The sequence below is a fragment of the Streptomyces sp. NPDC107581 genome, from assembly GCF_055657175.1.
Genome location: NZ_JBVKBH010000001.1, coordinates 169,051 through 194,334, shown reverse-complemented (window position 1 = coordinate 194,334; position 25,284 = coordinate 169,051). Strand labels below are relative to the sequence as shown.

24 protein-coding genes are annotated in these 25,284 nt (G+C 70.3%); all 24 read left to right on the top strand.

Annotated features, from left to right (window positions below; all coding sequences use genetic code 11):
• Positions 1 to 10: 10 nt before the first annotated feature.
• Positions 11 to 142: a hypothetical protein gene (locus ACZ7P3_RS00935; RefSeq protein ID WP_260146133.1), complete on the top strand. Its 132-nt coding sequence runs from the start codon at positions 11 to 13 to the stop codon at positions 140 to 142.
• On the top strand, positions 142 to 1,458 hold the full coding sequence (locus tag ACZ7P3_RS00930) for an aspartate aminotransferase family protein (RefSeq protein ID WP_472078222.1): 1,317 nt from the start codon (positions 142 to 144) through the stop codon (positions 1,456 to 1,458). Before ACZ7P3_RS00935 ends, ACZ7P3_RS00930 begins: the two co-directional genes overlap by 1 nt.
• Positions 1,449 to 2,396 (top strand): dihydrodipicolinate synthase family protein, encoded by a 948-nt coding sequence (locus ACZ7P3_RS00925; protein WP_260146132.1) that lies wholly within the window; start codon positions 1,449 to 1,451, stop codon positions 2,394 to 2,396. Before ACZ7P3_RS00930 ends, ACZ7P3_RS00925 begins: the two co-directional genes overlap by 10 nt.
• Positions 2,397 to 2,439: 43 nt before the next feature.
• On the top strand, positions 2,440 to 3,447 hold the full coding sequence (locus tag ACZ7P3_RS00920) for an SGNH/GDSL hydrolase family protein (RefSeq protein WP_472078221.1): 1,008 nt from the start codon (positions 2,440 to 2,442) through the stop codon (positions 3,445 to 3,447).
• A 157-nt stretch (positions 3,448 to 3,604) separates the two neighbouring features.
• Complete coding sequence (locus ACZ7P3_RS00915) at positions 3,605 to 4,894, top strand: ATP-grasp domain-containing protein (RefSeq protein WP_472078220.1); 1,290 nt, start codon at positions 3,605 to 3,607, stop codon at positions 4,892 to 4,894.
• Positions 4,895 to 4,937: 43 nt separating this feature from the next.
• Entirely contained in the window at positions 4,938 to 6,311 is a 1,374-nt protein-coding gene (locus ACZ7P3_RS00910; protein ID WP_472078219.1) for an ATP-grasp domain-containing protein, read from the top strand.
• On the top strand, positions 6,305 to 7,597 hold the full coding sequence (locus tag ACZ7P3_RS00905; protein WP_472078218.1) for an MFS transporter: 1,293 nt from the start codon (positions 6,305 to 6,307) through the stop codon (positions 7,595 to 7,597). Before ACZ7P3_RS00910 ends, ACZ7P3_RS00905 begins: the two co-directional genes overlap by 7 nt.
• The gene (locus ACZ7P3_RS00900; RefSeq protein WP_472078217.1) at positions 7,594 to 8,838 is read left to right on the top strand and encodes an ATP-grasp domain-containing protein; all 1,245 of its coding nucleotides are present in this window, start codon (positions 7,594 to 7,596) and stop codon (positions 8,836 to 8,838) included. Before ACZ7P3_RS00905 ends, ACZ7P3_RS00900 begins: the two co-directional genes overlap by 4 nt.
• The gene (locus ACZ7P3_RS00895; protein WP_472078216.1) at positions 8,835 to 10,067 is read left to right on the top strand and encodes an ATP-grasp domain-containing protein; all 1,233 of its coding nucleotides are present in this window, start codon (positions 8,835 to 8,837) and stop codon (positions 10,065 to 10,067) included. The genes ACZ7P3_RS00900 and ACZ7P3_RS00895 overlap by 4 nt, the downstream gene beginning before the upstream one ends.
• A gap of 27 nt (positions 10,068 to 10,094) precedes the next feature.
• Complete coding sequence (locus ACZ7P3_RS00890; RefSeq protein WP_472078215.1) at positions 10,095 to 11,063, top strand: TauD/TfdA family dioxygenase; 969 nt, start codon at positions 10,095 to 10,097, stop codon at positions 11,061 to 11,063.
• Positions 11,064 to 11,220: 157 nt separating this feature from the next.
• Positions 11,221 to 12,141, top strand: coding sequence for a TauD/TfdA family dioxygenase (locus ACZ7P3_RS00885; protein WP_472078214.1), 921 nt, complete (start codon positions 11,221 to 11,223; stop codon positions 12,139 to 12,141).
• 17 nt (positions 12,142 to 12,158) lie between these two features.
• Positions 12,159 to 13,364: an NAD/NADP octopine/nopaline dehydrogenase family protein gene (locus ACZ7P3_RS00880; protein WP_472078213.1), complete on the top strand. Its 1,206-nt coding sequence runs from the start codon at positions 12,159 to 12,161 to the stop codon at positions 13,362 to 13,364.
• A 44-nt stretch (positions 13,365 to 13,408) separates the two neighbouring features.
• A complete protein-coding gene (locus tag ACZ7P3_RS00875; RefSeq protein ID WP_472078212.1) occupies positions 13,409 to 14,677 on the top strand; it encodes an ATP-grasp domain-containing protein in 1,269 nt (422 codons plus the stop codon).
• Entirely contained in the window at positions 14,674 to 15,921 is a 1,248-nt protein-coding gene (locus ACZ7P3_RS00870; protein ID WP_472078211.1) for an MFS transporter, read from the top strand. Before ACZ7P3_RS00875 ends, ACZ7P3_RS00870 begins: the two co-directional genes overlap by 4 nt.
• A gap of 54 nt (positions 15,922 to 15,975) precedes the next feature.
• Positions 15,976 to 17,256, top strand: a complete 1,281-nt coding sequence (locus ACZ7P3_RS00865) for an aspartate aminotransferase family protein (RefSeq protein WP_472078210.1) — start codon at positions 15,976 to 15,978, stop codon at positions 17,254 to 17,256.
• A gap of 91 nt (positions 17,257 to 17,347) precedes the next feature.
• Positions 17,348 to 18,457, top strand: coding sequence for a M20 family metallopeptidase (locus ACZ7P3_RS00860; RefSeq protein WP_472078209.1), 1,110 nt, complete (start codon positions 17,348 to 17,350; stop codon positions 18,455 to 18,457).
• A gap of 88 nt (positions 18,458 to 18,545) precedes the next feature.
• Positions 18,546 to 19,865, top strand: coding sequence for an aspartate kinase (locus tag ACZ7P3_RS00855; RefSeq protein WP_472078795.1), 1,320 nt, complete (start codon positions 18,546 to 18,548; stop codon positions 19,863 to 19,865).
• Between the two features lie 53 nt (positions 19,866 to 19,918).
• Positions 19,919 to 20,905, top strand: a complete 987-nt coding sequence (gene dapD / locus ACZ7P3_RS00850) for a 2,3,4,5-tetrahydropyridine-2,6-dicarboxylate N-succinyltransferase (RefSeq protein ID WP_472078208.1) — start codon at positions 19,919 to 19,921, stop codon at positions 20,903 to 20,905.
• Between the two features lie 556 nt (positions 20,906 to 21,461).
• Positions 21,462 to 21,917, top strand: a complete 456-nt coding sequence (locus tag ACZ7P3_RS00845) for a hypothetical protein (protein ID WP_472078207.1) — start codon at positions 21,462 to 21,464, stop codon at positions 21,915 to 21,917.
• Complete coding sequence (locus tag ACZ7P3_RS00840) at positions 21,914 to 22,741, top strand: large ATP-binding protein (protein WP_472078205.1); 828 nt, start codon at positions 21,914 to 21,916, stop codon at positions 22,739 to 22,741. The genes ACZ7P3_RS00845 and ACZ7P3_RS00840 overlap by 4 nt, the downstream gene beginning before the upstream one ends.
• Positions 22,742 to 22,764: 23 nt before the next feature.
• Positions 22,765 to 23,307 carry a hypothetical protein gene (locus tag ACZ7P3_RS00835; RefSeq protein WP_472078204.1) on the top strand — a complete coding sequence of 181 codons (543 nt, stop codon included), beginning with the start codon at positions 22,765 to 22,767 and terminating at the stop codon, positions 23,305 to 23,307.
• Positions 23,308 to 23,499: 192 nt separating this feature from the next.
• A complete protein-coding gene (locus ACZ7P3_RS00830; RefSeq protein WP_472078203.1) occupies positions 23,500 to 23,775 on the top strand; it encodes a winged helix-turn-helix transcriptional regulator in 276 nt (91 codons plus the stop codon).
• On the top strand, positions 23,772 to 24,206 hold the full coding sequence (locus ACZ7P3_RS00825) for a winged helix-turn-helix transcriptional regulator (RefSeq protein ID WP_472078202.1): 435 nt from the start codon (positions 23,772 to 23,774) through the stop codon (positions 24,204 to 24,206). Before ACZ7P3_RS00830 ends, ACZ7P3_RS00825 begins: the two co-directional genes overlap by 4 nt.
• Before the next feature lie 117 nt (positions 24,207 to 24,323).
• Complete coding sequence (locus ACZ7P3_RS00820; protein ID WP_472078201.1) at positions 24,324 to 25,268, top strand: SPDY domain-containing protein; 945 nt, start codon at positions 24,324 to 24,326, stop codon at positions 25,266 to 25,268.
• The last annotated feature ends 16 nt before the right edge of the window (positions 25,269 to 25,284 follow it).

Here is a 25,284-nt window from a genome sequence, read left to right as displayed (position 1 = left end):
GAGATCCGAGATGTTCCTGCGCCTCTACGCAGCCCTCGTGTTCGTCACCGTCTGCCTGCCCGCCGCGCTCCTGCGCAAGGTGACCGGCACCTCCCGATTCAGCCCCCGCGCGCACCGCGCCCCGACCGCTTGGGAAATGTAGTGTCCAGCGTCCTGTACAAGAACATCGGCAAGCAGCCCGTTTGGGCCGACAGCGGCCACGGCGTCTGGCTGGAGGACCGCGAGGGCCAGCGCTACCTCGACACCTGCGGCGGCGTGGCCGTCTCCAGCCTCGGCCACCGCCACCCCCGCATCGCCGAGGCCCTGGAGCGGCACTCCCGGGACCTGTCCTGGGTCCACGCCGGCAGTTTCACCACCTCCCCCGCGGAGGAGCTCGCCGAGCTGCTGGTCGGCCAGTCCGGGGGGCTGTCCCACGCGCAGTTCCTCTCCGGCGGCTCCGAGGCGATGGAACTCGCCATGAAGATCGCCTACCAGTACCACTGCGAGCGCGGCGAGAGCGACCGGCAGGTCTTCATCGCGCGCCGCCAGAGCTTCCACGGCAGCTCGCTGAGCACCCTCGCGATCTCCGGCAACAGCCAGCGCCGCTCGGTCTTCGAACCCCTCCTCGGCCCGGCCGAGTTCGTCTCGCCCTGCTACGCCTACCGCGACCAGGCGGAGGGGGAGACCGAGGCGGCCTACGCCCAGCGGCTCGCCGACGAACTCGACGCGCGGATCCGGCAGACCGGCCCGGGCCGGGTGGCCGCCTTCGTCATGGAGACGGTGGTCGGCTCCACCAACGGCGCCGTGCCGCCCGTCACGGGCTACCTGGCCAAGGTCGCCGAGGTGTGCCGCCGCCACGGCGTGCTGCTGATCCTCGACGAGGTCATGGCGGGCATGGGCCGGACCGGACACCACTACGCCTACCTGGAGGACGGCGTGGTGCCCGACATCGTCGCCGTCGGCAAGGGACTGGCCGCCGGGTACCAGCCGATCTCCGCGGTCCTCGTCTCCGCCTCCGTGCACGACGCGCTGGGCAACGGCTCGGGCGTGCTCCAGAACGGCCAGACGCACGTCAACCACCCGCTGGCCTGCGCCATCGCCCTCGAGGTGCAGCGCACCATCGTCGACGAGGACCTGCTGCCCCAAGTACGGGCCCGCGGCGAGCAGCTCCGCAAGGGACTCCTGGAGCGGTTCGCCGACCACCCGCACGTCGGTGACGTCCGCGGCCGCGGCCTCTTCACCGGGGTGGAGTTCGTCCAGGACCGGGAGAGCCGCGCCCCCCTGCTCGGCGGGGCGGGACTCGTCGGACGGATGAAGAAGGAGGGCCTCGACCGCGGCCTCCTCCTCTACCCGGGACACGGCACGGTGGACGGCGTGGCCGGCAACCACGTGCTGTTCGCCCCGCCGTTCGTGGTGACCGAGTCCGACATCGACGCGATGGTCGAGCGCTTCGGCGAGGTCGTCGAGGCGTGCCTGTGAACGCCGTCGCGCACACCGCCGCCGCCCTGTTCACGGGACTCAGCGCCTTCCCGCTGACCCCCGTCAGGGACGGAGGGCTGGACGAGAAGGCGTACGCCGGTCTGGTGTCCCGGCTGGCCGCCGCGGGCGTGGACTCCGTGGGCGCGCTCGGTTCCACCGGAAGCTACGCCTACCTCGACCGCGCCGAACGCGCCCGCGCCGCGAGGATCGCCGTGGACGCCGCGGCCGGCACGCCGGTCATGGTCGGGATCGGTGCCCTGCGCACCTCCGACGTCCTGGCCCTCGCCGAGGACGCGCAGAACGCCGGTGCGAGCGCGGTGCTGCTGGCCCCGATGACGTACCAGGCCCTCTCCGACGACGAGGTCTTCGGCCTGTACGAGGACGTCACGCGGGAGCTGTCGGTACCGCTGTGCGTGTACGACAACCCCGGCACCACCCACGTGGACTTCTCCCTGGAGCTGTACGGCCGGATCGCCCGCCTGCCGAACGTCGGCTCCCTCAAGATCCCCGGCGTGCCCGCCGGAGCGGACAGGGCCAGGGAGCACGTCGCGGCCATCCGCGAGGTGATCCCCGATAGCGTCACCATCGGCGTGAGCGGCGACTGGGAGGCCGCCGCCGGTCTGAACGCTGGCTGCGACGGCTGGTACTCGGTCGTCGGCGGACTCCTGCCCGAGGCGGCCCTGGCCGTCACCCGTGCCGCGGCCGCCGGCGACGCGGAGCGCGCCACCCGGCTATCCGACGGGCTGGAGCCGCTCTGGGCCCTGTTTCGCGAGCACGGCAGCCTGCGCGTGATGTCGGCCGCCGCCGAGCAGTTCGGGCTGGTTTCCGAGGGGAACCTGCCCCGCCCGGTCCAGGGGCTCATCCCCGCGGTACGGCGGGAGGTCGCCGCCGCGCTCGAAGCCGTCGGCCACGCCCGCCCCGCGACGGCCACCCACTGAACCCCACCGAGACACTCTGAACAACCCAAGGATGATGACTGCCATGTCCGCGCGAGCCCGACTCACGCCACAGATGCAGGACTACGAGGCCAAGTTCACCGACGGCGGGGACGTCCGCTGGCTTCCGTACCTCATGTACTTCCACCCCGCCGGCCACCGCTCCACGACCGTGAACACCGACTCCGTCGGCTTCCGCTACGCGACCACCGCCGACGGCCGGCCCGTCTCCGTGGCCGACCACGACGGCATCGACTCCGTCCGCCTCCTCGCGGGCAGCTCCACCGTCTTCGGCATCGGAGCCGCCGGCGACGACTGGACCCTGCCGTCCCGTCTGACCGCCCGCGACCCCCGCCCCGAGCCCTGGCTGAACTTCGGCGGCCGCAGCTTCAACTCCACCCAGGAGCTGCTGCTGCTCACCCTCTACCGGCACCTGCTGCCCAAGGTCGAGGAGATCGTCCTCTTCTCGGGATTCAACAACCTCGGTCTGGCGCGCCAGCCGCAGTCGCGGCGCGGCGACCACGGGGCCTTCTTCAACGCCGGCCAGTTCTTCGACGCGCTGCCCGCCGAGGCCGCCGACTCCCCCTCGATGTTCCAGCGGCTGCGCGGCATCGACCCCTCCCGCCCGGCGCAGGACGAGCCCGTCCCGTCGATGGAGGAACAGCTCGACTACGCCACCGACCTGACTCTGCGCCACCTCAGGCAGTGGCAGACGGTCGCGGAGGACCTGGGCGCCAAGCTCACCTACGTCCTCCAGCCGCTCGCGGGCTGGGTCCGCCCGAAGGGCTCCCCCGAGGAGGAGGAGATCTTCGCCGAGCTCGACGCCATCGGCGGCTTCACCGCGACCTACGGCGACATCCTGCGCACCGAGGTCAACCTCGACTACGCCGCCCGCATCGAGACCGGTGCGAAGGAGATGGGCGTCGGCTTCGTCAACCTCAGCCCCGTGCTCGCCGACGCGATCACCGACGACCAGTGGCTGTTCGTCGACCGGATCCACTTCAACGACGAGGGTCACGACTTCGTCGCCAGGAAGCTGCTTCAGCTCCTCTAGGCGGCCCGACCCCCGCGCCCTCGCCACGCCCCCACGGAACCCACGGAGTCACACCCCATGACATCCCTCCTGTCCTTCTTCCGGCGGATCTTCGGCTCGTCCAAGAAGACCAAGCCGGATTCCTCGATCTACCCCATGTTCTAGGAGGCACCCCGACATGACCCACGTAGTTTTCGTCGACAGCACCGGCCCAACCCTCCCCGCCCTCGAATCCGCCAAGGACATGGGCCACTTCGTGACCTTCGTCCAGCCCGGGGACGCCTCCGCCCTCAAGCTCGGCAAGACGCCGGAGGAGCGCCTACGGGCGGCACTCGCCCACGCCGACCAGGTCGTCGCCATCGACCACCTGGAGGCGGACCTCCTCGACGCCCTGAAGAAGATCCACGCCGACCGGCGGATCGACGCCGTCCTCACCACCTCCGAGCCGGCCGTCGTCCCCACCGTCAAGGCCGCCGAGGCCCTCGGCATCCGGACGACGTCCGTACGGTCCATGGAGACAGCCGTCACCAAGGACCGCTGCCGGGACGCCCTGAAGGCCGCCGGCATCCGCTCGGCCCGCCACCTCCGTGTGGAGACCCGCGAGGAGGCCCTCGCCGCCGCCCGCGACCTGGGTCTGCCGGTCGTCATCAAGCCGAGCCGCAGCGCCGGCAAGGAGGGCGTGGCCATCGCCCGTACCGAGGACGAGGTCACCGCGTACTTCGAGGAGCTGCCGGCCTCGCGCGAGGCGCTGAGCCGCACGCTCTCCACCCTGGTCAGCACCGAGCTGCTCATGGAGGAGTACGTCCAGGGCGTCCTGCACTCGGCGGAGATCGTCGCCAACGGCGGCGAGATCGAGATCTTCATGATCGCCCGCCGTGAGCAGGCGACGCACAACGCCCTATACGAGGTCGCGGCGGTCCTGCCGGCCGGTCTGAACAGCGCGGAACAGGCCGACGTCAAGGACTACATGCAGGCGGTGTTCACCGAACTCGGCCTGACCGTCGGCCTCTACCACGTCGAGTTCATCATGAGCGCGGACGGCCCGGTCCTGGTCGAGGTCAACGGCCGGATCATGGGCGGCATGGCGCCGTTCGTCTACCGGCACATCACGGGGGACGACCCGTTCCGCCTGCTGGTCCAGGAGCACCTGGGCGAGGAATTCACCGTCCAGCAGCCGCCGTTCGGCTCCGCCGGCATCTCCATCGCCCTCGGCAGCGTGACCGGCGGCGTGCTCCCCGAGGGCGTGGAGGAGCGGATCGAGCGGATCAAGGAGAAGCACGGGCCGATCGCGTACTCCCTGAACCTCAGCAGCGGACAGCACATCCCCAAGCAGATGGGCAACTTCACGGTCTTCGGCTTCTGCTGCCTCCCGGCGGAGACCACCGAGCAGGCCAGAGCCCGCGGTCTGGAACTGATCGCGGATCTGGAGGAGGTCCTCGGGTTCGAGATCGCGAAGTACGCGCTGTAGCGCCATCGGCGAGGACACAGGAGAGATTGTGGAAGCAACAGGCATGCCCGGAGGAAGCACCTCGGGTGATCAGTGGGAGCGCTTTCCCGCGGCGGTACGCGAGGCGCTGACCCAGCACGCGGCGTCCCGGGTCGCGGACGTGCACGACGGGATCTCGGGATCCAAGGGCCCGTGGCGGCCCCTTCGGCCGGTCTTCCTCGACCGGGACCACTACGCCGAGCTCGGCGTGGTGTCGCAGCGCCTGATGCGGCTGGTCCTGGAGGCGTGCCGGCGCCGGGCGGGCACCGTCCGGGAGCTGCTGGAGGTCCTCCGGGTGCCGGCGGAGGACACTCCTCTGCTGCGTCACGACGACGTCCTCGGCGACGACCTGCTCGTCTCCGCCCGGCCGGACATCGTCTACTCCGCCGGCGTGCCGTTGTTCGTCGAGTTCAACATCGACGGCGCCATCGGCGGCACGCTCCACGCCGATCTCCTGGCCCGCCGTTTCCACCAGGTCTGCCAGGACCTGGACGGCGAGGGGACGCCCGTCTTCAGCGCCCCCGACTCCGCTGTCGACGCCCGGTCCGCGGTCATCCGCTCGTCCCTCGGACTGCCCGAGGGAGCCCGCGTCGTCATCCCGGCCTTCAGCAAGGGGACGCCGCCCGGTCTGGAGAACGCCGAGGCGTTCATCGCGTGGATGGCCCCGATGTGCGAGAGCGGCCGCCGTCACGGCCTGGACACGGTCGCCTGCGCCATGGACGACCTGACCACCGACGAGACCGGCCGGCTGACGTTCGACGGCAGGCCCGTGGACGCCGTGTTCCGGCTCTTCCAGGGGGACCAGCCGCCCAGCCCCGGCCTGGACGCCCTGATCCGCGCCGTACGCGACGACCGGGTCGGGATGCACACCGACGAGGCGGCGTGGCTGCTGAGCGACAAGACCACGCTGGCCTGGCTCTGGGCCGACGCGGAGCTCCTCGACGCCGCCGACCGGCAGCTCGTCGAGACCTACGTGCCGTGGACGGCGCTGCTGTCCACACCGGGCGTCATGGACGAGGAGCTGCTCGCGTATGCCCGCGAACACCGGGCCGAGCTGGTGCTCAAGCCCACGAGCGGCTACGGGGGTTCCGGGGTCCTGCTCGGTCCGACGGTCTCCGACGCCGAGTGGGAGGCGGGTCTCGCCGCGGCGGCACGGGCGAGCCACCCGTACATCATCCAGCGCTTCGCCGAACCCGACCTCATCGCCATGGACTTCTCGCACGCCGAGACGGGTGCCGTCGAACGCGCCGAAGTCCCCTTCGTCCTCGGCCCGTTCCTCTTCGGGGGGCGCGCCACCGGCGTCCTCGTCCGGCACGGCGTCCCGGCCGGCGGGCAGGTCCTCAACGCCAACCACGGAGCCCGGATGAGCTCGGTCGTCCTCGTGGACCGGCCGTGCTGACCCTCCTCCGGCCCAGCGCCGCGCACACCGACAGGAAGCCGCTGGGCAAGCCGTTCCGCATCTACCAGTCCGCCGTCGTCAGCTCCGACCTCGCCGACGGCATCTACCGCATCGCGACGCCCCTGCTCGCGCTCGGCGTCACCCGGTCGGCGTTCGCCGTCGCGATGGTCGGCCTGGCGGTCCGGCTGCCGTGGCTGGTCGCGACCCTGCCCGCGGGCGTCGTCGCCGACCGCTACGAACCGCGCACGGTCATGCGCTGGGCCTCGGGGCTCCGCCTGGTCCTGATGACGTTGATGTGCCTCCTGGCCGTGTTCGACCGGCTGCCGCTGTGGCTGCTCGCCGTCACCGCCTTCGCGATCGGCTGCGCGGGCACCTTCGTCGACGTCGCCGCGCAGTCGGCGCTGCCCCGGCTGGTCGACAAGGACCAGCTGCCCCGCGCCAACTCCTCGGTGCAGTCCACCCAGATGTTCCTCGCCCAGCTCCTCGGCCCGGCCCTCGGCGGCTTCGTCGTCGCGCTCGGCTCCGGGCAGGGTCTGGCCACCGTGGCCGCGCTGTACGCCGTGACCGTCTGGGCCCTGGGACGCCTCCCCGGCGGAGCCGTGCCGGACCCGGTGACGGCCCCGGCGCAGCCCCCCGCCGGCGCCACGGGCCCCGTCAAGGGCAAGGTGTCCTTCAAGGCGCTCGTCTCCGAACTGGGCGAAGGGCTCCGCTACTTCCGCGGTCGCCCCGACCTCGGCAGGCTGGCCGTCGCCGCCGCCGCGAACAACCTCTCGTACTCCATGTGCCTGACCCTCCTGCCCCTGTGGGCGGTGGCCCCCGGCCGGCTCGGGCTCTCGGAGACCACGTACGGCCTGCTGCTCTCCTGCCTCGCCGTCGGCAGCGTCCTCGCGGGTCCGCTGACGGGCCGCCTGGTGCGGCGCTTCGGGCAGCAGCCGCTGATGCGGTACGGCGGCCCGGTCCTCGGCCTGTGCTTCCTGGCCCTCGCGGTGCCGAGCGTGCCGGTCGTCGCGGCGGGACTGTTCTGCTACGGCCTGGTGGTCATCGTGTGGAACGTGTCGATCGTCTCGTACCGCCAGACGACCATCCCGGCGGCCCTGTTCGGCCGCGTCAACGCCGCCTACCGGTGGATCACCTGGGGCGTCTTCCCGCTCGGTTCCCTGATCGCGGGAGCCCTCGCGGCGACCGTCGGCCTCGCCTGGGTCTTCCTCGCGGCCGGAGCGGTGCCGCTCCTTACGGCGGTCGCATTCCCCGCCAACGCCACGTACGTCGAGAAGGAAACATCGTGAAGATCCTGGTCATCAACCGGTGGAAGCTGGCCACCACCACGTATCTGAAGTGGCTGGGCCCCGGCCACGAGGTGGTGCTGCTCTCCTCGGCCGACGGGGTGAGCGCGGACCCGGACAAGGCCCGGGCCGAACTCGCCGGCTACACCGACGCGGTCGTGCTGCCCGACTTCCACGGCAACCCGCTCGTCGAGCAGAAGGCGCTGGAGCTGCACGCCACGCACGGGTTCGAGGCGGTCGTCGCGACCTCTGAGTTCGACCTCCTACGGGCCGCGCGGCTGCGGGCCGCCATGGGGGTCGCCGGGCAGACCGTCGAGAGCGCCGAGGCCTTCCGCGACAAGCTGCGGATGAAGCAGACGCTCGCCGCGGCCGGGGTGCCCGTGGCGCCGTTCGCCGCCGTCCCGGACGCCACCGCGCTCCACGCGTTCGCCGCCGAGCAGGGCTACCCGATCGTGGTCAAGCCCCGGCGCGGCGGCGGGTCCATAGGCGTGGAGGTCCTGCGCGACCCCGCGGAGCTCGCCGACTACGCGGCCCGCCACCCCGAACTGGGAGGGGACGACGGGGCACCGCTGCTCGCCGAGCGGTTCATCGAGCACGAGCTGTTCCACGTCGACGGGCTCGTCGCGCACGGGAAGCTGGTCTTCACCTCGGTGTCCGCGTGCGGATCCTGCCTGTCCTACCGGGACGGCGTGGGCCTGACGAGCGCGATGCTGGACGCCGACGACCCGCTGACGGAGCCCCTGCGCGAGCTGACCCTGCGGACCGTCGAGGCGCTGCCCACTCCGGAGTCCTTCATCTTCCACGCCGAGGCGTTCCTGACCCCGCAGGGCGACCTGCTGCTCAACGAGATCGCCTCACGCGTCGGCGGAGGAAAGATCTACGAGGCGTGCAAGCTCGCCTACGGCGTGGACACGGTCGCCGCGTGCGTGCACGCCGAGGGAGGCGGGTTCCCGCCGCCCGAGGCCGTCGAGTCGCCGGACCGCCTGGCCGGGTTCGTCATCTTCCCGGAGCGGGCCGGCACGCTGGACGAGGCACCCACGTCGTGCCCCGTCGACGGAGTCGACCAGTACCGCCTGACCGCGGAGATCGGCAGCGACCTGGGCGTCGCGGCGCACAGCAGCGCGCACATCGCCTCCGCCGTCGTCCACGGTGCGTCGCACAAGGACGTACGGCGAGTCCTGGACGACGTCGTGCGGTGGTTCGACGAGTCCACGGTGATCACCCCCCGCCCGGAGCCGGTGTGAACGGGCGCATCCTCGTCGTCGGCTGGAAGCCCGTCGTCGAGGACGCCCTGGAGCGCGCCGGTATCCCCCACGTCACGCTGGTCGAGACGGCGAAGTACCCCGGCGTCCGCTTCCGGGCCGACGCCGACCGCGTCCTCCTTCCCTGCGGCGACATCACCTGCGTCGAGGCGCTGCTCGGGGCCCTGCACCGGTCGGACACCCCGGTCTCCGACATCGTGGCGGTCTGGACCGCGGACGAGTTCGCCCTCGTCGCGGGAGCCGCCCTGGCGCAGCTCCTCGGCCTGAGGTCCTGCACCGACGTCACCACCGCCCTGAGGTTCCGCGACAAGTACGTGCAGAAGCGGACCGTCGCGCGAGCCGGTATCCCCGTCGCCGACACCGCCCTCCTGGCGTCCCTCGACGACCTCGGCGATCCGGGCGTCGCCGCCGTCGGACTGCCCGCGGTGATCAAGTCCGTCGCGGGGGCCGGTACGTCCCACACCTATCGCGTGGACACGCCCGAAGAGCTCAGGGAGCGGCTCGGCGCACTCCTGGAATCCGACCCCGGCGCCGGACCGTTCCTACTGGAATCGTTCGTCGCGGGCAGGGAAATGCACCTCGACGGCTGCCTGTTCGAGGGGCGTCTCACCGCCTTCGCCGCCTCCCGCTATCTCACCAACAACATCAACATCCAGGCGGGCGGCATCAACGGCTCGTACATGCTCGACCCGGAAAGGGACGAGGACGTGTACGCGACCGCGGAGAAATTCGCGCTGTCGTGCCTGGAGGCCCTCGGGCTCACCGACGGCGTCTTCCACATGGAGGTCTTCGCTGGTGACGACGGACTCTGGTTCTCGGAGTGCGCGGCACGGGCCGGCGGCGGCGGAATCATCGAGGTGTTCCAGGCCAAGTTCGGCCTGAACCTGGTCGAGGAACACGCCAAGGCCGCGGCGGGCCTTCCCCCGGGGATCCCCGTCGTCTCCTCCGACGCGTTCGGCTGCACCCTCCTGCGCGCCCCCCAGGGGACCGCGGTCAGCGTGCCGACCGTCGACGAGCTCCTGGCCAGACCCGGCGTCCTCCAGGGGACGGTCGACCAGGTCGTGGGAGCACCCACCCCCGACATGACCAAGAACACGGTCCGCAGAGCCGGGTCCGCGATCGTCCGCGCGGCGACCGAGGGGGATGCGGTCGACCGCATCCGATCCCTCCGCTCGTGGTTCGCCGAAGCGGTCGTGACCGAAACGGCATGATGTAAACGAATACGGAGAACGACCATCATGATGTCCAAGAAGACCGTAGGGTCTCTTTCCTTCGAACCGGGATTCCCCTCGGTCGTCCAGCTGGTCGACGAGGAAGCGACGCCGGCTGCGATCCTCGCGAAGATCGACTCCGAACAGCGCGAGACGGTGGAACGTCTCATGCAGGAGACCGGCGCGATACTCTTCCGCGGATTCAACGTCCTTTCGATCGACGAATTCGAGGACGTCGCCCGGAGCCTCCTCGGCGACCTCGCCGCGTACAAGGGCGGAGACGCCCCGCGCCACGCGGAAAGGGGGCTCGTCTACAACGCCTCCGGGCCGGACAGGACCCGTGCGGTCCGGGCCCACAACGAGCTCTCCTACGCGCCCTGGCACCCCGAGCGGCTCGTCTTCGGCTGCAGCGTCGTGGCGGCGGAAGGCGGGGCCACCACCATCGTGGACGGCCACCGCGTGTACGCGTCCCTTCCCGCCGAGGTCCGGGAGGCCTTCCGGGACCGCGGCGTCACCTACATCCAGCACCTGCCGAACGCCGCCGGGGACCCCAGCGGCATCAAGTCCTGGCCGGAGACGTTCGAGACCGACGCGCGGGACGACGTCATCGCGCACTGCCGGTCGAGCTACACCACGGCCGAGTGGACCCCCCTCGGCCTGCTCACCACCAACCGGACGCCCGGCACCGTCGAGGTCGGCGCGGACCGGCGCCAGTCCTGGTTCAACCAGACCCACATCTGGCGGAAGGACCCCAGCACCGTTCCCGACGTGACGGACATGGAGCGCTGGAAGACCTGGATCGGCTACGGGGCGACCTTCGGCGACGGCACGGAGATCCCCACCGCGTACATGGAGCTGGTCCGCACCACCCTCGAAGAGTGCGAGGTGGCGGTGGAGTGGGAGGCCGGTGATGTCCTCCTGGTGGACAACCGGGCGGCCATGCACGGCCGCCGGCCCTACAGCGGCGACCGTCAGGTCTTCGTCGCGTTCGCCTGATCCCTTCCTCACCCCCCACTCTCCCACCCCCCCACCTGCCCCTCCCCTTGGCCCCTGCCCGGTGCCGGGATCCCCGTCGGTTCGCCGTCGGCCACCCCGGCACCGGTGTCGGCCATGCCCGGAAGACCTCACCGGAAGACCTCAAAGGAGTACCGCCATGCGCACCATGCCCGTCGTCGAGCTCACGCCCGACGATCAGCGGCGTCTCGCCGAACTCGTCGAGACGGTGCTGGAGAACTGCCCGGGACAGACCGAGTTCCGCTATCTGTCCTACGTCCGGCAGCAGTTGGACATCCGTACCGAGCTTCCTTACATCACCGAGGCCTTCGCCCACTCCGACGGGGACGCCGTCCACGTGCGGAACCTCCCGCAGTTCGACGACGTCGAGCGGAGCAAGATCCTCTGCCTGCTGCTGGGCGAGGCGATCGGCGCCTGCGTCGCCTACGCCGAGTACAACCACTCGTACATCACCGACATCCGACCCACCACGCTCTCGTCGGAGAAGAGCTCCGGCGTCGAGCTGCTGAGCATGCACAACGACCTGGCCTGGGCGAGCGACAACTGCCGCCCCCGGACGCTGGTGCTCGTCCCGCACATCGCTTCCGGCGAGGTGCCGAAGACCCTCCTGGCTCCGGCCCGCGACGTGCTCGCCCTGCTCGACGAGGAGACCAAGGACGTCCTGCGGACCCGGCAGTTCGAGGCCCGCTCGGGCTCGGCGCTGTCCTGGGGACACGAGCGGGTACGGCGCATGGAGCTGCTCGTGGAGGAAGAGGGCAAGCCGCCGGTCGTCCGGCTCAACTTCGGCACCTACACGCCGGCCGCCGGTCTCTCCCCGGCCGAGGCGGAGCGGGCGTCGCGGGCCCTGACCGACCTGAGCCGGGCCGCCCTCGAGGTCGGCCGACGCCTCGGCATCTCGATCCGCAAGGGCGAGTCGGTGCTCATCCCCAACGACCACTGCGTGCACGGCCGGGACACCATCCAGCCCGACAAGTGCGAACGACTGCTCCTCCGCTCCTACGTCCTGCCGGACGCGGTGGCGGCGCGCCACGGCAACACCATGGTCCACCTCAGCAGCTAGACAAGGCGGTTCACGCGATGTCCGACATCGTCATCATCGGAGCGGGACACGTCGGCCTCACCCTGCTGGCGGACCTGGAGCTCACGAAGTCCCACCACGGACTCACGGCGCACCTCCTCTCCCTCGGAGACTCCGCCTCGATGCGGGAGCGCAGCAAGGACTGGACCCGGCTGGTCATGGAGAACCTCATGACCGGTTCGGAGGAGACCTGCGCACTGTCCGAGAGCCGGTTCGCCTCGCTCTGGAGCGAGGAGGGCCGCCGCGTCCTGGAGAACGCCGGCACCATCGTCGTGACGGTTCCCGACATACCCAAGCTCAGGCTGGAGCTGCTGGAGCACTTCGAGCGCACGGTCGACCTCGCCGGCAAGGTGATCGTCTTCGTGCGCGGCGGCCAGGGCGGACAGCCCGTCCTCGCGAAGTGGATCAGCGACTCGCCCGGTCTGCGGGACACGTCGATCATCCTCGTCGAGGACTCGTTCTACGGAACGCGGGTCATCGGTTCGAGGATCCAGTACAAGCGCAAGATCTCCGTGAACGTGTCGGTCTACTCGCTCGACCCGGACACGGCGCTCGCCAGGCTGCGCCGGATGTTCCCGCTCGGCGAGCGGATCGGCCGACCGTCCTGGCCGGACATGCGCGTCTGCGACGGCATCGACCTGCTGTTCAACCCGCTCGGCTACATCATCCACGTGGGCGTGGCGCTCGATCCCCCGAACCTGGAGAAGACGCGCAAGGGGATCCGCTACACGCACTACATCGACGGCATCTCGCCCGAGCTCGCCGCCCGGCTCGACCTGTTGGACAGGGAGCGCGTGCTGCTGGCACGGACGCTCGGCGCCGAGGCCCAGACCTTCCCGGAGATCATCCAGCGGCAGTACGGGCTTCCCGCCCAGGACACGTTCTACGACATGATGCAGTCCTGCCGGGGCATGTACCGGTCGCTGTCGAGCGGCAGCATCCCCGAGCTGCGGGCCTCGCGCATCGTCCTGGAGGACGTACCCGCCTTCCTCACGATCCGGTGGCTCGCAGAGACGGCCGGGCTGGAGATGCCCCACACCGAGTCGTACTTCGACGACGTCCAGGGGGGGTTGCGGAAGATCGGGGCGGACCCGGGCTCCTGCACGACGTACCTCCCGTACCTCGACAGGATCGACGGTGGGGTCGAGGACGTCCGGCAGCTGCTGAACCAACCGCATCGCGCCCCCGCGCTGAGCATGTCCTGAGGGCTCCGCGGCCCACGCGTGTCAATCGAAAGTTGAATTCCGTCATGTCTCAGCGCGTCCGCGACGTCCTGGTTGTGAACCGTCGTCGGCAAGAGCTAGTCACCCGCATCCTGCAGGATCCGAGCCTGCGCCTGTTCCTCGTCACGGAGCCCGGCTGTCTGCCGGACTATCCCGACACGGCCGGCATGGAGTCGGTCACCCTCGTCGAGAACGTCCAGAACCTGGACGAGGTCAGGCACGCCACCCTCGACCTGATGAACCGCTACACGTTCGACGCCGTCGTCGCGCCGGCCGAGAGCTCCATCCCCACGGCGGGCTACCTCCGCAGCTACCTCGGGATGCCCGGCATTCCCTTCGACGTGGCCCACGCCTTCTGCAACAAGAACGCGATGAAGGCACGGCTCCGCCGGGCCGGACTGACCGTCGCCCGTTGCACCCTGGCCCCGTCGGCCGAAAGCGTGGGGCCGTTCCTGCGCAAGCACGGACTGCCGGCGGTGATCAAGCCTGCCTGGGGGGACGGGGCGGCCAACGTGCACGTGGTGCGCGACGAGTCCGACATCGCCTGGATCAGCCGCCCCGACGGCCCGCTCCTCAGCAACGACGAGGCGCCGTTCCTGATCGAGGACTTCGTCGAGTTCGAGGACGAGTACCACTGCGACGGGCTCGTCCGCGACGGCGAGGTGCGGTTCGTCTCCGTGTCGAAGTACACCCGCCCGCCCCTTCGCGGGAAGGGCTCCGTGTTCGGGTCCCACACCCTGCCGGCGGACGGCGACGAGGCGAGGGAACTCGCCGAGCTGCACGGTGAGGTCGTCCGGGCCATGGGGCTCTCCGACTCGGTCACCCACCTCGAGGTCTTCCGGACCCGGGACGGCCTCGTCGTCGGGGAGATCGCGTGCCGTCCGGGAGGCGGGGGGATCCCGCAGACCCTCCGGCGCGCCTACGGCTTCGACGTCTGGGAGCACTTCCTGGCCACGGAGCTCAACAGGCCGCTGGAGTGGACTCCGGACGCGGCGGAGGGCATCTTCGCCTTCCTGATGTTCCCGGTCCGCCCGGGCGTCGTGCGCCGCGTACCGGACCCGGACGTGTTCGCGGACTTCCCCGAGGTCGAGAAGGTCGACATCAAGATCGGGCCGGGCGCCCGCATCTCCGGGATGCTCTACTCCACGAGCATGGCGGGCATGGCGCACTGCCGGGTCGACTCGGTCGACCGGATCCCCGGGCTGGTCAGCGCGTTGGAGAAGCGGTTCGTCGTCGAGTACGAGGACGACGAGCCGGAACCGCAGTCGGAACCGCGGCCGGAGCCGACGCCGTGACCAGCGAGGTGGCTTCCGCCGACGTCGCGCGGGACGACAGCGCCGAGGAGAACCGCCCGCGCGGTTCGATGCGTCACTTCTGGATCTTCACCGGCGCCTCGGCCGTCTCGAAGCTCGGCAACACGTTCCTGAACTTCGCCATGCCGTGGATCCTGCTCTCGGTCACCGGCTCCGGAGTCATCGCCGCGCTGGCCTTCGGCGTCCAACTGGCGCCGTACGCGCTCTCGCCCGTTCTCGGTGTCGTCGTCGACCGGTTCAACCGGCGGCGGCTGTTCATCTGGTGCGAGGTGGCGCAGTGCGTCATGGTGGGCCTGCTGCCGCTGGTGATCTCGGACGACACCGTCCTGCCGGTGCTCGCGCTGCTCTTCCTGATCGGATGCGGCGGCCTGACCTCCGAGCTGACGAGCGACTTCGGGCTGATCCCCGCCCTCGCCCCGGCTGACGGCCTGGCGAAGGCGTACAGCAGGTACACGACCACCATCTCGCTGGTCAGGTTCGTGGGGCCGGCCCTGGTCGGTGTCGTCATCGGTTCGCTGGGCCCCTCGGGCGCGCTCTGGATCGATGCCGGCACGTTCCTGGTCACGGCCGCCGCCGCGATGTCGCTGCCGCTGCACACCGCCGAGAAGGGCGAAACGGGCGCCTTCCGCAAGATGCTGACGCAGGGCCTCAGCTCCTTCTGGCACCTCAGGAAGGTGCGGCGGCTCACCGCGGCCATGGCGGTCTACAACCTCGGCGCCGGAGCCGTACCGACGGTACTCGTCGTCATCGCGCAGACGCGCTGGCACTGGAGCCCCGAGACCACCGGCGTCGTGCTCGGTCTCGGCGCGCTGGGCGCCGCCGCCGGCGCGTGGGTCGCTCCGCGCATCGCACGCGAGCGCGGACTCCAGCAGCGCATCGGCCTCTGGTTCGGGGTCTGCGCCCTGGGGGGCGTGCTGTTGCTCTTCGGGCACTCGCTCGCGCTGGTGACGGGGTTCTTCCTGTCGTCGATGGGCGCGGGCGGCATGAACGTCACCACGAACGAGTACCGGTTCAACGCGATCCCCAACGAGCTGCTCGGCCGGGTCAACGCCGTGATCCGTGCCGCCGTCATCAGCGGCGCGGCCCTGTCCTCCGTGATCCTCGGCTACACCGTGTCCCTGGACGACCCGTTCGTCTGGATGGCCCCGGTCGCCGCCGGCGCGCTGATCGCCACGGTCATGTGGTCCACGCAGAGGGCTCAGGACCCTCCGAGCCCCGAACTCTGAACCCAGATCCGAACTCCGAACTCTGAACTCCGGACTACCCCAAGGGAGTTTTCCTTGATCACCACCGCGCTGGACAACGCGTACCGCCGGTACGCCGCGAAGCGTCCGATCAGCGAGCAGCGACACGCCCGGGCCAGGACGTTCCTGCCGTCGGGAACCACGCGATCTGTGCTGGACTTCGACCCGTACCCCTTCACCGTCGCCTCCGCGGCCGGTTGCCGGCTCACGGACGTCGACGGCCTCGAGTACCTCGACTACCTGGGTGACTACAGCGTCGGCCTCGCGGGCCACAACCCCGCGGCCGTACGGGAGGCCCTCGCGGCGGTCCTGGAGAAGGGGTGGTCGTTCGGGGCGGTCGCCGCGGAGGAGGCCGAGGTCGCGCGGATGCTGTGCGAGCGGTTCGAGTCGATGGATCTCGTACGCTTCACCAGCTCCGGCACCGAGGCCAACCTGGTGGCGATCTCCCTTGCCCTGAAGGCGGCCGACCGGAGCAAGGTCCTGGTGTTCGACGGCGGGTACCACGGTGGTTTCCTCAGCTTCAGCCGCGGCCGCCCGTCGCTGAACGTCCCCTTCGACGCCGTCATCTGCGACTACAACGACCTGGACTCCGTGCGGGAGGCGTTCGCGCAGTGGCCCGAGCAGATCGGGTGTGTGCTGCTGGAGCCGATGCTCGGGTCCGGGGGCCGGATCCAGGCGGGCGCGGACTTCCTGGAGGGGATCAGGACGCTCTGCGACGAGAACGGCTCCGTGCTCGTCTTCGACGAGGTCCAGACCTCCCGCATGTCGTACGGCGGCGGCCAGGCCCTGCTCGGCGTCCGTCCGGACCTGACGACTCTGGGCAAGTACATCGGCGGCGGTCTCGGATTCGGTGTCGTCGGTGGCGCCGAGAAGCTGATGCTCCAGATCGCGCGCGGCGGGGAGCGGTCCTACGACCACTCGGGCACCTTCAACAACAACCGGTTCTCCATGGCGGCCAGCTCGGCCATGCTCGGCACCGTACTGACGCGGTCGAGCCTCGACGCGCTGTTCGAGCGCGGCGAGGACCTGCGCAAGCGCGCCGACCACGTGCTGCGGGAGCACGGTTTCCAGGCCACCGGCTGGGGGTCCCTCATGGGCTTCCACCCCACGGACATCCCCATCCGCCGCGCGTCCGACCTGGCCGGCCTGGACAAGCGACCGGTGGAGCTCCTGTTCCACGAGATGCTGGAGCGGGGCATCTACACCGGCAAGAGCGGCTTCGCCACGCTGTCGCTGCCGCAGACTCCGGAGACCGACGACCACTTCCTGACGGCCCTGGAGGAGTCCGTGCGCGTGGTCGCGAAGGTCGGATTCTGAGATTCCCCGGGTCCGCCGTCCCGGTCCTCCCGCCCGGCTCACGGACCGGACGGGAGGACCGGCGGGCGAACGTGCCCCCTACCGTGAGGACATGAGGATGTACAGGAACGCTGACGTCAGCGTGGAAGCGATGCTTGAGGACCTGCGGACGCTCGTCGAGGTCGAGTCCCCGTCGCGTGATCTCGACGCCCTGAGCAAGTCGGCCATGACGGTCGCGGCGGTCATCGAGAGCAGGCTGGGCGGGCAGGCGGTCCTGGTGGAGAGCGGCGCGGGACCGCACGTCCACTGGTCCGGCGGTGGCGAACCCCGGGTGCTGGTCCTCGGTCACCACGACACCGTGTTCCCGCTGGGCACGCTGGCGCGGCGCCCCTTCCAGGTGGTGGACGGGCACGCGACGGGCCCCGGGGTCTTCGACATGCTCGGCGGTCTGGTCCAGGCCGTGCACGGACTGGCGGCGCTGGACGACCTGTCGGGCGTGGAGATCCTGGTGACCGCCGACGAGGAGGTCGGTTCGGGTTCCTCGCGGGCTCTGATCGAGGAGCGGGCCCGTGCGTGCGGCACCGTGCTGGTCTTCGAGGGTGCCGCCGACGGCGGCGGCCTGAAGACAGGCCGCAAGGGGTGCGGCACGTTCGACGTCACCGTCAAGGGGCGGGCGTCGCACGCGGGCCTCGAACCGGCGGCCGGGGTGAACGCCCTGGTCGAGGCGGCGCACCAGGTCCTGGACATCGCGGCGCTGAGCCGCCCGGAGATCGGGACGACGGTGACGCCGACCGTGGCGTCGGCGGGGACCCTGGACAACGTGGTTCCCGCGGAGGCGACGGTGATCGTCGATGTCCGCGTCGAGTCGGCCGAGGAGAAGGAGCGGATCGAGTCGGCGTTCGCGGCGCTCGCTCCCCACCTGGACGAGGCGGAGATCACCGTTCGGGGGGCCGTGGGCCGGCCTCCGATGCCGGAATCGGCGTCGGCGGAGTTGTTCGAGGTGGCGCGGCGTCTGCTGCCGGGCATCGAGGGCAAGGCGGTCGGCGGCGGCAGCGACGGCAACTTCACGGCCGCGCTGGGGGTGCCCACGCTCGACGGCCTGGGCGCGGTCGGCGGCGGTGCCCACGCCGACCACGAGTACCTCGTGGTCGACGCGATGGCGGAACGGGCGCACCTCGTCACCGGACTGGTGAACGCGATCCGGGACTCCCGCGGGGCGTGAGCCCCCCAGGCCTCGTCGAGGGCCGACTTCCACCAACAGACGACGTGTTCGCGGCACCGGCCGCTCAAGGAGTTACGCAATGGGTGTCATGACCGTCCTTCCGCATCGCGGCAGGGACGAACCGCGAGGAGCGCGCGCGGGCCTTGTCGTGCAGAAGTACGGAGGCTCCTCCGTTGCCGATGCCGAGGGCATCAAGCGCGTCGCCAAGCGGATCGTCGACACCAAGAAGAACGGCCACCAGGTGGTCGTCGTGGTGTCGGCGATGGGCGACACGACGGACGAGCTGATCGATCTCGCCGAGCAGGTATCCCCGATTCCTGCCGGACGTGAGTTCGACATGCTGCTGACCGCCGGGGAGCGGATCTGCATGGCCCTGCTGGCCATGGCGATCAAAAACCTGGGCCACGAGGCCCAGTCGTTCACGGGCAGCCAGGCCGGTGTCATCACCGACTCGGTCCACAACAAGGCGCGCATCATCGATGTCACGCCGGGCCGGATCCGCACCGCCCTCGACGAGGGCAACATCGCCATCGTCGCCGGCTTCCAGGGCGTGTCCCAGGACAAGAAGGACATCACCACGCTGGGCCGCGGCGGTTCCGACACCACCGCCGTCGCGCTGGCCGCCGCGCTCGACGCCGAGGTCTGCGAGATCTACACCGACGTCGACGGCGTGTTCACCGCCGACCCGCGCGTGGTGAAGAAGGCGAAGAAGATCGACTGGATCTCCTTCGAGGACATGCTGGAGCTCGCCGCCTCCGGCTCCAAGGTGCTGCTGCACCGCTGCGTCGAGTACGCGCGCCGTTACAACATCCCGATACACGTCCGGTCCTCGTTCTCGGGGCTTCAGGGGACGTGGGTCAGCACCGAGCCACAAGGGGACCGCAAGGTGGAGCAGGCCATCATCTCGGGCGTCGCCCACGACACCTCCGAGGCGAAGATCACCGTCGTCGGCGTGCCGAACAAGCCGGGCGAGGCCGCGGCCATCTTCCGCGCCGTCGCGGACGCCGAGATCAACATCGACATGATCGTGCAGAACGTGTCCGCGGCCTCCACGGGCCTCACGGACATCTCCTTCACCCTGCCCAAGGCCGAGGGCCGCAAGGCGATCGAGGAGCTGGAGAAGGCGAAGTCGGCGATCGGCTTCGACTCGCTGCGCCACGACGACCGGATCGGCAAGATCTCGCTGGTCGGCGCCGGCATGAAGGCCGCCCCTGGCATCACCGCCTCCTTCTTCGACGCTCTGACCGACGCGGGCGTCGCGATCGAGCAGATCTCGACCTCCGAGATCCGCATCTCGGTCGTGACCCGCGCCGACGACGTGAACGAGGCCGTGCGCGCCGTCCACACCGCCTTCGGTCTGGACAGCGACTCGGACGAGGCCGTCGTCTACGGGGGCACCGGCCGATGATCCCCCGCACGTAGCCCGACCCGACCCAAGCAACCGCAGAAAAAGGCTCAGCCATGACCACCACCGCTCCTCGTACCACCGGCGCCGTCGCCGCCGGCCTCGCCACCATCGCCGGTGACGGCTCCGTTCTCGACACATGGTTCCCCGCCCCCGAGCTGACCGACGAGCCCGGCCCCGCCGGCACCTCGCGGCTCACCGCCGACGAGGCCCTCAACGTCCTCGGCGAAGGCGCCGTCAAGGCCCTCGGCGTGGACGCCCGCCGCGGCGTCGAGGTGGTCGCCGTCCGCACCGCCGTCGCCTCCCTCGACGACAAGCCGCTCGACGCCCACGACGCCTACCTGCGTCTGCACCTGCTCAGCCACCGGCTCGTCCGGCCGCACGGCCAGAACCTCGACGGCGTCTTCGGCCTCCTCACCAACGTCGCCTGGACCTCGCTGGGCCCCGTCGCCGTCGAGGACGTCGAGAAGGTGCGGCTCAACGCCCGCGCCGAGGGCCTGCACCTCCAGGTCACCTCGATCGACAAGTTCCCCCGCATGACCGACTACGTCGCCCCCGCCGGCGTCCGCATCGCCGACGCCGACCGCGTCCGCCTTGGCGCCCACCTCGCCGCCGGCACCACCGTCATGCACGAGGGCTTCGTCAACTTCAACGCCGGCACCCTCGGCACCTCCATGGTCGAGGGCCGCATCTCCGCCGGCGTCGTCGTCGGCAACGGCTCCGACATCGGCGGCGGCGCCTCCACCATGGGCACCCTCTCCGGCGGCGGCAACGTGATCATCTCCATCGGCGAACGCTGCCTCATCGGCGCCGAGGCCGGCATCGGCATCGCCCTCGGCGACGAATGCGTCGTCGAGGCCGGCCTCTACGTCACCGCCGGCACCCGGGTCACCCTGCCCGACGGCCAGATCACCAAGGCCCGCGAACTCTCCGGCGCCTCGAACATCCTCTTCCGCCGCAACTCCGTCACCGGCGCCGTCGAGGCCCGCCCGAACAACGCGGTCTGGGGCGGCCTCAACGACATCCTGCACAGCCACAACTGACACCACCCCGCCCGCCCTGACCAGCCCCGTTGCCTGCCCGCGGCAACGGGGGCGACCTTCGCCCACGTGGCGGGTGGCGGGTGGCGGGTGGCGGGTACGAGGACGAGGCCGCCGTCACAGTCCGCCAGTTCTCCCAGCTCAAGACTGTTCTTCCTGACTGCATGGGCGTCATCTACGACGGAGCCCTGCGCGATGTCCACCGGGACGCACTGGCCCGCCGCGGGCTACTCGTGATCAACAGGCTGCACGGTTCGGTCAGCCCCGTCTTCTATGAACGAATCAAGCCCTGCCGTAGCGGTCACGACCTCTGGTGCTACCAGGGCCGCATCGCCGAAAGCATCCGCATCTACGACGGCACCCGCGTCCTCCAGCCCGTGTCGATCACCCGACTGGAACCCCGCATCGGCGTGACCAAGAGCCGTTGGTACCACCTGCTGAGAATCCCGTGCCGGTACGGAGACCACGACTACCGCCCCTGTCGGCATCACCAACACGTCCGAGGACCGCGCCCTGCACGGCGCCACGACCGGCCGGCGAATCCTCAGCGACCACGAGCGTGGTTTCCACCGCGCCGAGCACCTTCAGCAGATCCCCCAGGAGACGCCTGGGATGGCTCACCGAGTCCCTCGCCGAGCTGACCGCGGCGGTCGACCGTATCTCTACGCGCGTCGGCATCCCCACGGAGCCGCCGGACCCGGCCTTCGCTGCATCGGCCAGCGTTGAGCAGAACGGCGAGTTCGACTTTGCCTTCAGCGCACTGGAGTTGGCGGCGATCCGTACTGCGGCCGAGGCCGCCGGTCTGGCGCCGGTCGACTACGTCGAGGTGCTCTCCGAGTCCCTGCTCGCAGCCTCCCGGATCACCGACGCCTGCATGGAGATCTCCAGCGGCCTGCTCGAAGACGCCGCGTACGTTCTCGGCGAGGCGACCGACCACATCTGGATCGGCGACGGGCCCGAGAGCCTGCCCACCCTGGTCCGCTCCCTGCTCGCCCGGATGGAGGCGGCGGAATGAACGCGCAGAACCCCACTGCGCGGCCCGGCGCAGACCTCGTTGCCGAGCTGCTTGGCGTCGAAAACTTCTGGATGCTGAACATCGCGTATCGACCAGGAGAGCCGCTGTACGGTGCCGCGACACGCGTCATCGGCGCCGCACACGAACTCAACGAACTGCACGGTCAAGTTGCCCGTGCGGCTCAGGCTGCCGTTGAGGTTCTCGGACCCGTCAGTCGAGGCGAGTTCAACGGCTCGGCTCGCTCGTACGTACCACTGCGGTCTGCGGTCCAACAGATCGGACAGCTCGTCTCGCGGCAGAACGAAGCCTTCGAGCAGCTCAACGAGTTCATCTTCGGGTACCGCGATCTTCTGTCCGAGTCGAACAGCTCCCAGATCACGCATGTAAAGACCCATGAACTGGACAACGATCACGGTGCCGACCGGGACGATGACTGGGCCATCTCGGGTGATCGCGGCCTCGGGGCACTCGAAGCCGTCGAGGCCGGCGAACTGCGTTTCCACCAGAGCGCGGTCTACGGATACATCTACCTCTCCGACGGACAAGGCCAGCGCCCCAACCCGGAGGTCTGGCCCGAAACCGTCCAGCGCCTGGTCGCCGACGGACTACTCGTCCAGGACACCAGCGAGGGGCTTTACCGGCCTGGACAGCTCCTGTCGCTCACACCGCAGGGCGAGAGGGCGCTTCGAGACGCCCGTACGGCCACGCCGCGCGTATCGGCCGCCCTCAGCCGCAGCGGTGCCGCAGCGATCTCCGGCCCCAGCGTCGGCCCGGTCCCCGCCCCTGCGACAAGCCCGACCGCCCAGCCATCCCGTTCCCGCTGATCTCCCTTGAAAGGACGCCCCTCATGTCCACCGCGATCTACACCCGCCGCCTGGTCGAGCACCGGTACGGCCGCCCGCTGGAGAAGCTGCTGCGCAGCAACGCCTCCGACCGTTCCGACGACCCTGTCCTGCCCATTCTGCTGCGACGGCTCGACGGGCTCGCCCGGACCGGCGCCGATGCCCAGTCCGCCCGCCGCAACCTCGAAGCGGTCTCGCAGCGACACCGCTCGGGCGAACACGCCCTCGACGATCTCGTGCTGCTGTATGCGACCGAGGTCGTCGATCTCGAACGCCAGGAACAGAGCGAGACGGAGGCGGTCTGGGACCTGCTGGATGTCCGCCTCCTCCTGGACCGCGCTTCCGCTCGGCGGCCGTCGGCTCATCGAGCCGCCTCTTCTCCTGACGATCAGGACCTGCTGGACATAGCCCGCGACGTTGCCGCCGGCCTGCATCGCCTCAACCGCGAGGCACTGCGCCAGGGCCTTCGTGACCGTGGCGTCCCAGTCAGCAATCGCCTCCTCGGCGCAGTGCTCCAGAGGCTCCGAGCCGAGAGCGCGTCCCGCTGACCGCTCAGTCGCGCCAATAGATCCACAAACCCACCTTGCCTTGATGGAGTTCGAGCCATGTCCGCCACCTCTCAGTCCTCCGCTGCCTCGATCAGTTCGGTCGGTGCCCAGCGGGTCGAGAACGCGTTTTCCCTGATAGCACCGAAGTGAACCACCTGGTCGGCGCAGACCCTGGCGCAGCAGGGCAGCCCCATGCGTGTGCGTGACGTCGCCGCCAGGCTTCCCTTCGTCAGCGAGCAGCTCGTCGGCAAGCGGCTGGCCCAGATGCACGCTGATGGACTGGTCACCCGAGTTGGCGACCGCCACGGGGCTCCGTATCAGCTCAGCGCCTCCGGCGAATCGCTTTCTCAGGTGCACCATGCCCTTTCCGACTGGTCCCAGGCCAACCTCTCGCTCGGCGGCCGAGTAGCCGGTGCCGAACGTGTTGAGGACGCTGTGCGGCGTACCTGCGGGACTCGACCGCCGTGATCCAGGTTCTCGACGCGGGCGGCCCCATGCGGTTCGTCCACATCTCCGAGGAGGCCGGCCTGGACAACGGCTGGGCCCGGCAGCGACTCAACCGGCTTCAGGCCGACGGCCTGGTCGCCCGTACCGGGCCACGCCACGGCGACCCGTACGTCCTGACCGGCGCCGGGCGGGCGCTGGGCCCCGTCTACGCAGCCGTCGAGCACTGGAGCGACCCCGTCTCCACGCGGCATCGCTCGGCACCGCAGACCCCTGTCGCGGCGGCAACCCGGACCCACGCCGGTGTCCCGCTGGGGTCGGACAACGTCCGAACTGCAGCGGCCCTGCGCCGGAGCGCAGCCGCGCCGAGCGCCCTGTTCAGCCACGCTCCGCAGCCGCAACCGCGGGTGGCCGCAACCGTCACCGCCCAGTCGACGCCCTCTCGAGGCCGGTGATCCGGGTGGCGCTGAGAGCCAACCACGCCTCCCCGATGCCACGGCGCCCGCGTGCAGTCGAGCAGCCATTTCCGCTGCGCACGCGGGCGCGTTCCCCTTAGCCCCGGAGCCTCGGCCATGAACACCCGGCAGCCCTACACCCAAGACCCCTTCCAAGAGGTACTGGTCAGCCCCATGTACCTCGACGGTTCCAACGGGACCGGAGAAGCTGGCCTCGCCCCCGTCGCTCACTGGCCTCACCACTACCTCGACGAGGGCCCCTGCCAGCTTCTCGTCACCTCGCCCGATCAAAGGATCCGTATCGGCTGGTTCGGTGACGACTTCGAGCTGTGGAAGATCACTGCCGCCGAGGAGGCCGTCTCCGCCCCCCGCTGGACGGCGACCTTCAACCACGTCACCCCGGCCGAGATCGTCGCCGGTCTCACCACCGCTCTCGCTCACGACTACGCCGAAGCCGATGCCTACGAGGGCAACGGGCGCTTCCTGGCGAGCCCGTCGTATCGCTGGGCCGATGCCGTCCGGCCACTGACCGATGCCGGCTGGACCCGCGACGGCGGCGCCGAACTGGGCACCGTCGAGATCATCGCCCCGGACGGACAAGCAGGGATCCTCATCGACAACCTTCGCTCCCGTCCGGACGACGAAGCCGTAACGCTCTGGGCGGGTCCACCAGGGTGGGGCACGCGCGCGGAGGCGGTCTTCTCCGCCCGTACCCCCTCCCACCTGATCGTCGCAACGGCAGCTGTCATGGCCGATCCAGCCCCGGCGGCACGTGAGCGGCACCAGATCCACCGCGAGGTGGAGCACCTGGTCTCGCTCACCCCAGTCGGCCCGACCGCCCCGCAGGTTCCTCGGGCTCCCACCCCCCTTGACGTACGCCGCACCGCCGTCACGCAGGCCGTCAACCGCGCCGCGCGTTTCCCCCGGACAGCCGCCGACCTGCGGGTCATGGCCGCCCGCAGCCGTACAGGGGCCTCGGCGCAAAACCGGTCGAGCAATCCCGCACCCGCCTTCGGGGGCAGGCCGCTGGCCGCCCCGACGCCTCCACGCCACAGCCGCTAACTACCGACTCCGGTCC

What these genes read in the sequence shown, in the direction of transcription:
- ACZ7P3_RS00910 (WP_472078219.1), top strand. Translation starts at nt 4,938, where the DNA reads ATGCCCGGAGGAAGCACCTCGGGTGATCAGTGGGAGCGCTTTCCCGCG.
- ACZ7P3_RS00935 (WP_260146133.1), top strand. Translation starts at nt 11, where the DNA reads ATGTTCCTGCGCCTCTACGCAGCCCTCGTGTTCGTCACCGTCTGCCTG.
- ACZ7P3_RS00875 (WP_472078212.1), top strand. Translation starts at nt 13,409, where the DNA reads ATGTCTCAGCGCGTCCGCGACGTCCTGGTTGTGAACCGTCGTCGGCAA.
- dapD (WP_472078208.1), top strand. Translation starts at nt 19,919, where the DNA reads ATGACCACCACCGCTCCTCGTACCACCGGCGCCGTCGCCGCCGGCCTC.
- ACZ7P3_RS00860 (WP_472078209.1), top strand. Translation starts at nt 17,348, where the DNA reads ATGAGGATGTACAGGAACGCTGACGTCAGCGTGGAAGCGATGCTTGAG.
- ACZ7P3_RS00830 (WP_472078203.1), top strand. Translation starts at nt 23,500, where the DNA reads ATGCGTGTGCGTGACGTCGCCGCCAGGCTTCCCTTCGTCAGCGAGCAG.
- ACZ7P3_RS00820 (WP_472078201.1), top strand. Translation starts at nt 24,324, where the DNA reads ATGAACACCCGGCAGCCCTACACCCAAGACCCCTTCCAAGAGGTACTG.
- ACZ7P3_RS00855 (WP_472078795.1), top strand. Translation starts at nt 18,546, where the DNA reads ATGACCGTCCTTCCGCATCGCGGCAGGGACGAACCGCGAGGAGCGCGC.
- ACZ7P3_RS00835 (WP_472078204.1), top strand. Translation starts at nt 22,765, where the DNA reads ATGTCCACCGCGATCTACACCCGCCGCCTGGTCGAGCACCGGTACGGC.
- ACZ7P3_RS00885 (WP_472078214.1), top strand. Translation starts at nt 11,221, where the DNA reads ATGCGCACCATGCCCGTCGTCGAGCTCACGCCCGACGATCAGCGGCGT.
- ACZ7P3_RS00890 (WP_472078215.1), top strand. Translation starts at nt 10,095, where the DNA reads ATGATGTCCAAGAAGACCGTAGGGTCTCTTTCCTTCGAACCGGGATTC.
- ACZ7P3_RS00920 (WP_472078221.1), top strand. Translation starts at nt 2,440, where the DNA reads ATGTCCGCGCGAGCCCGACTCACGCCACAGATGCAGGACTACGAGGCC.
- ACZ7P3_RS00915 (WP_472078220.1), top strand. Translation starts at nt 3,605, where the DNA reads ATGACCCACGTAGTTTTCGTCGACAGCACCGGCCCAACCCTCCCCGCC.
- ACZ7P3_RS00880 (WP_472078213.1), top strand. Translation starts at nt 12,159, where the DNA reads ATGTCCGACATCGTCATCATCGGAGCGGGACACGTCGGCCTCACCCTG.
- ACZ7P3_RS00840 (WP_472078205.1), top strand. Translation starts at nt 21,914, where the DNA reads ATGAACGCGCAGAACCCCACTGCGCGGCCCGGCGCAGACCTCGTTGCC.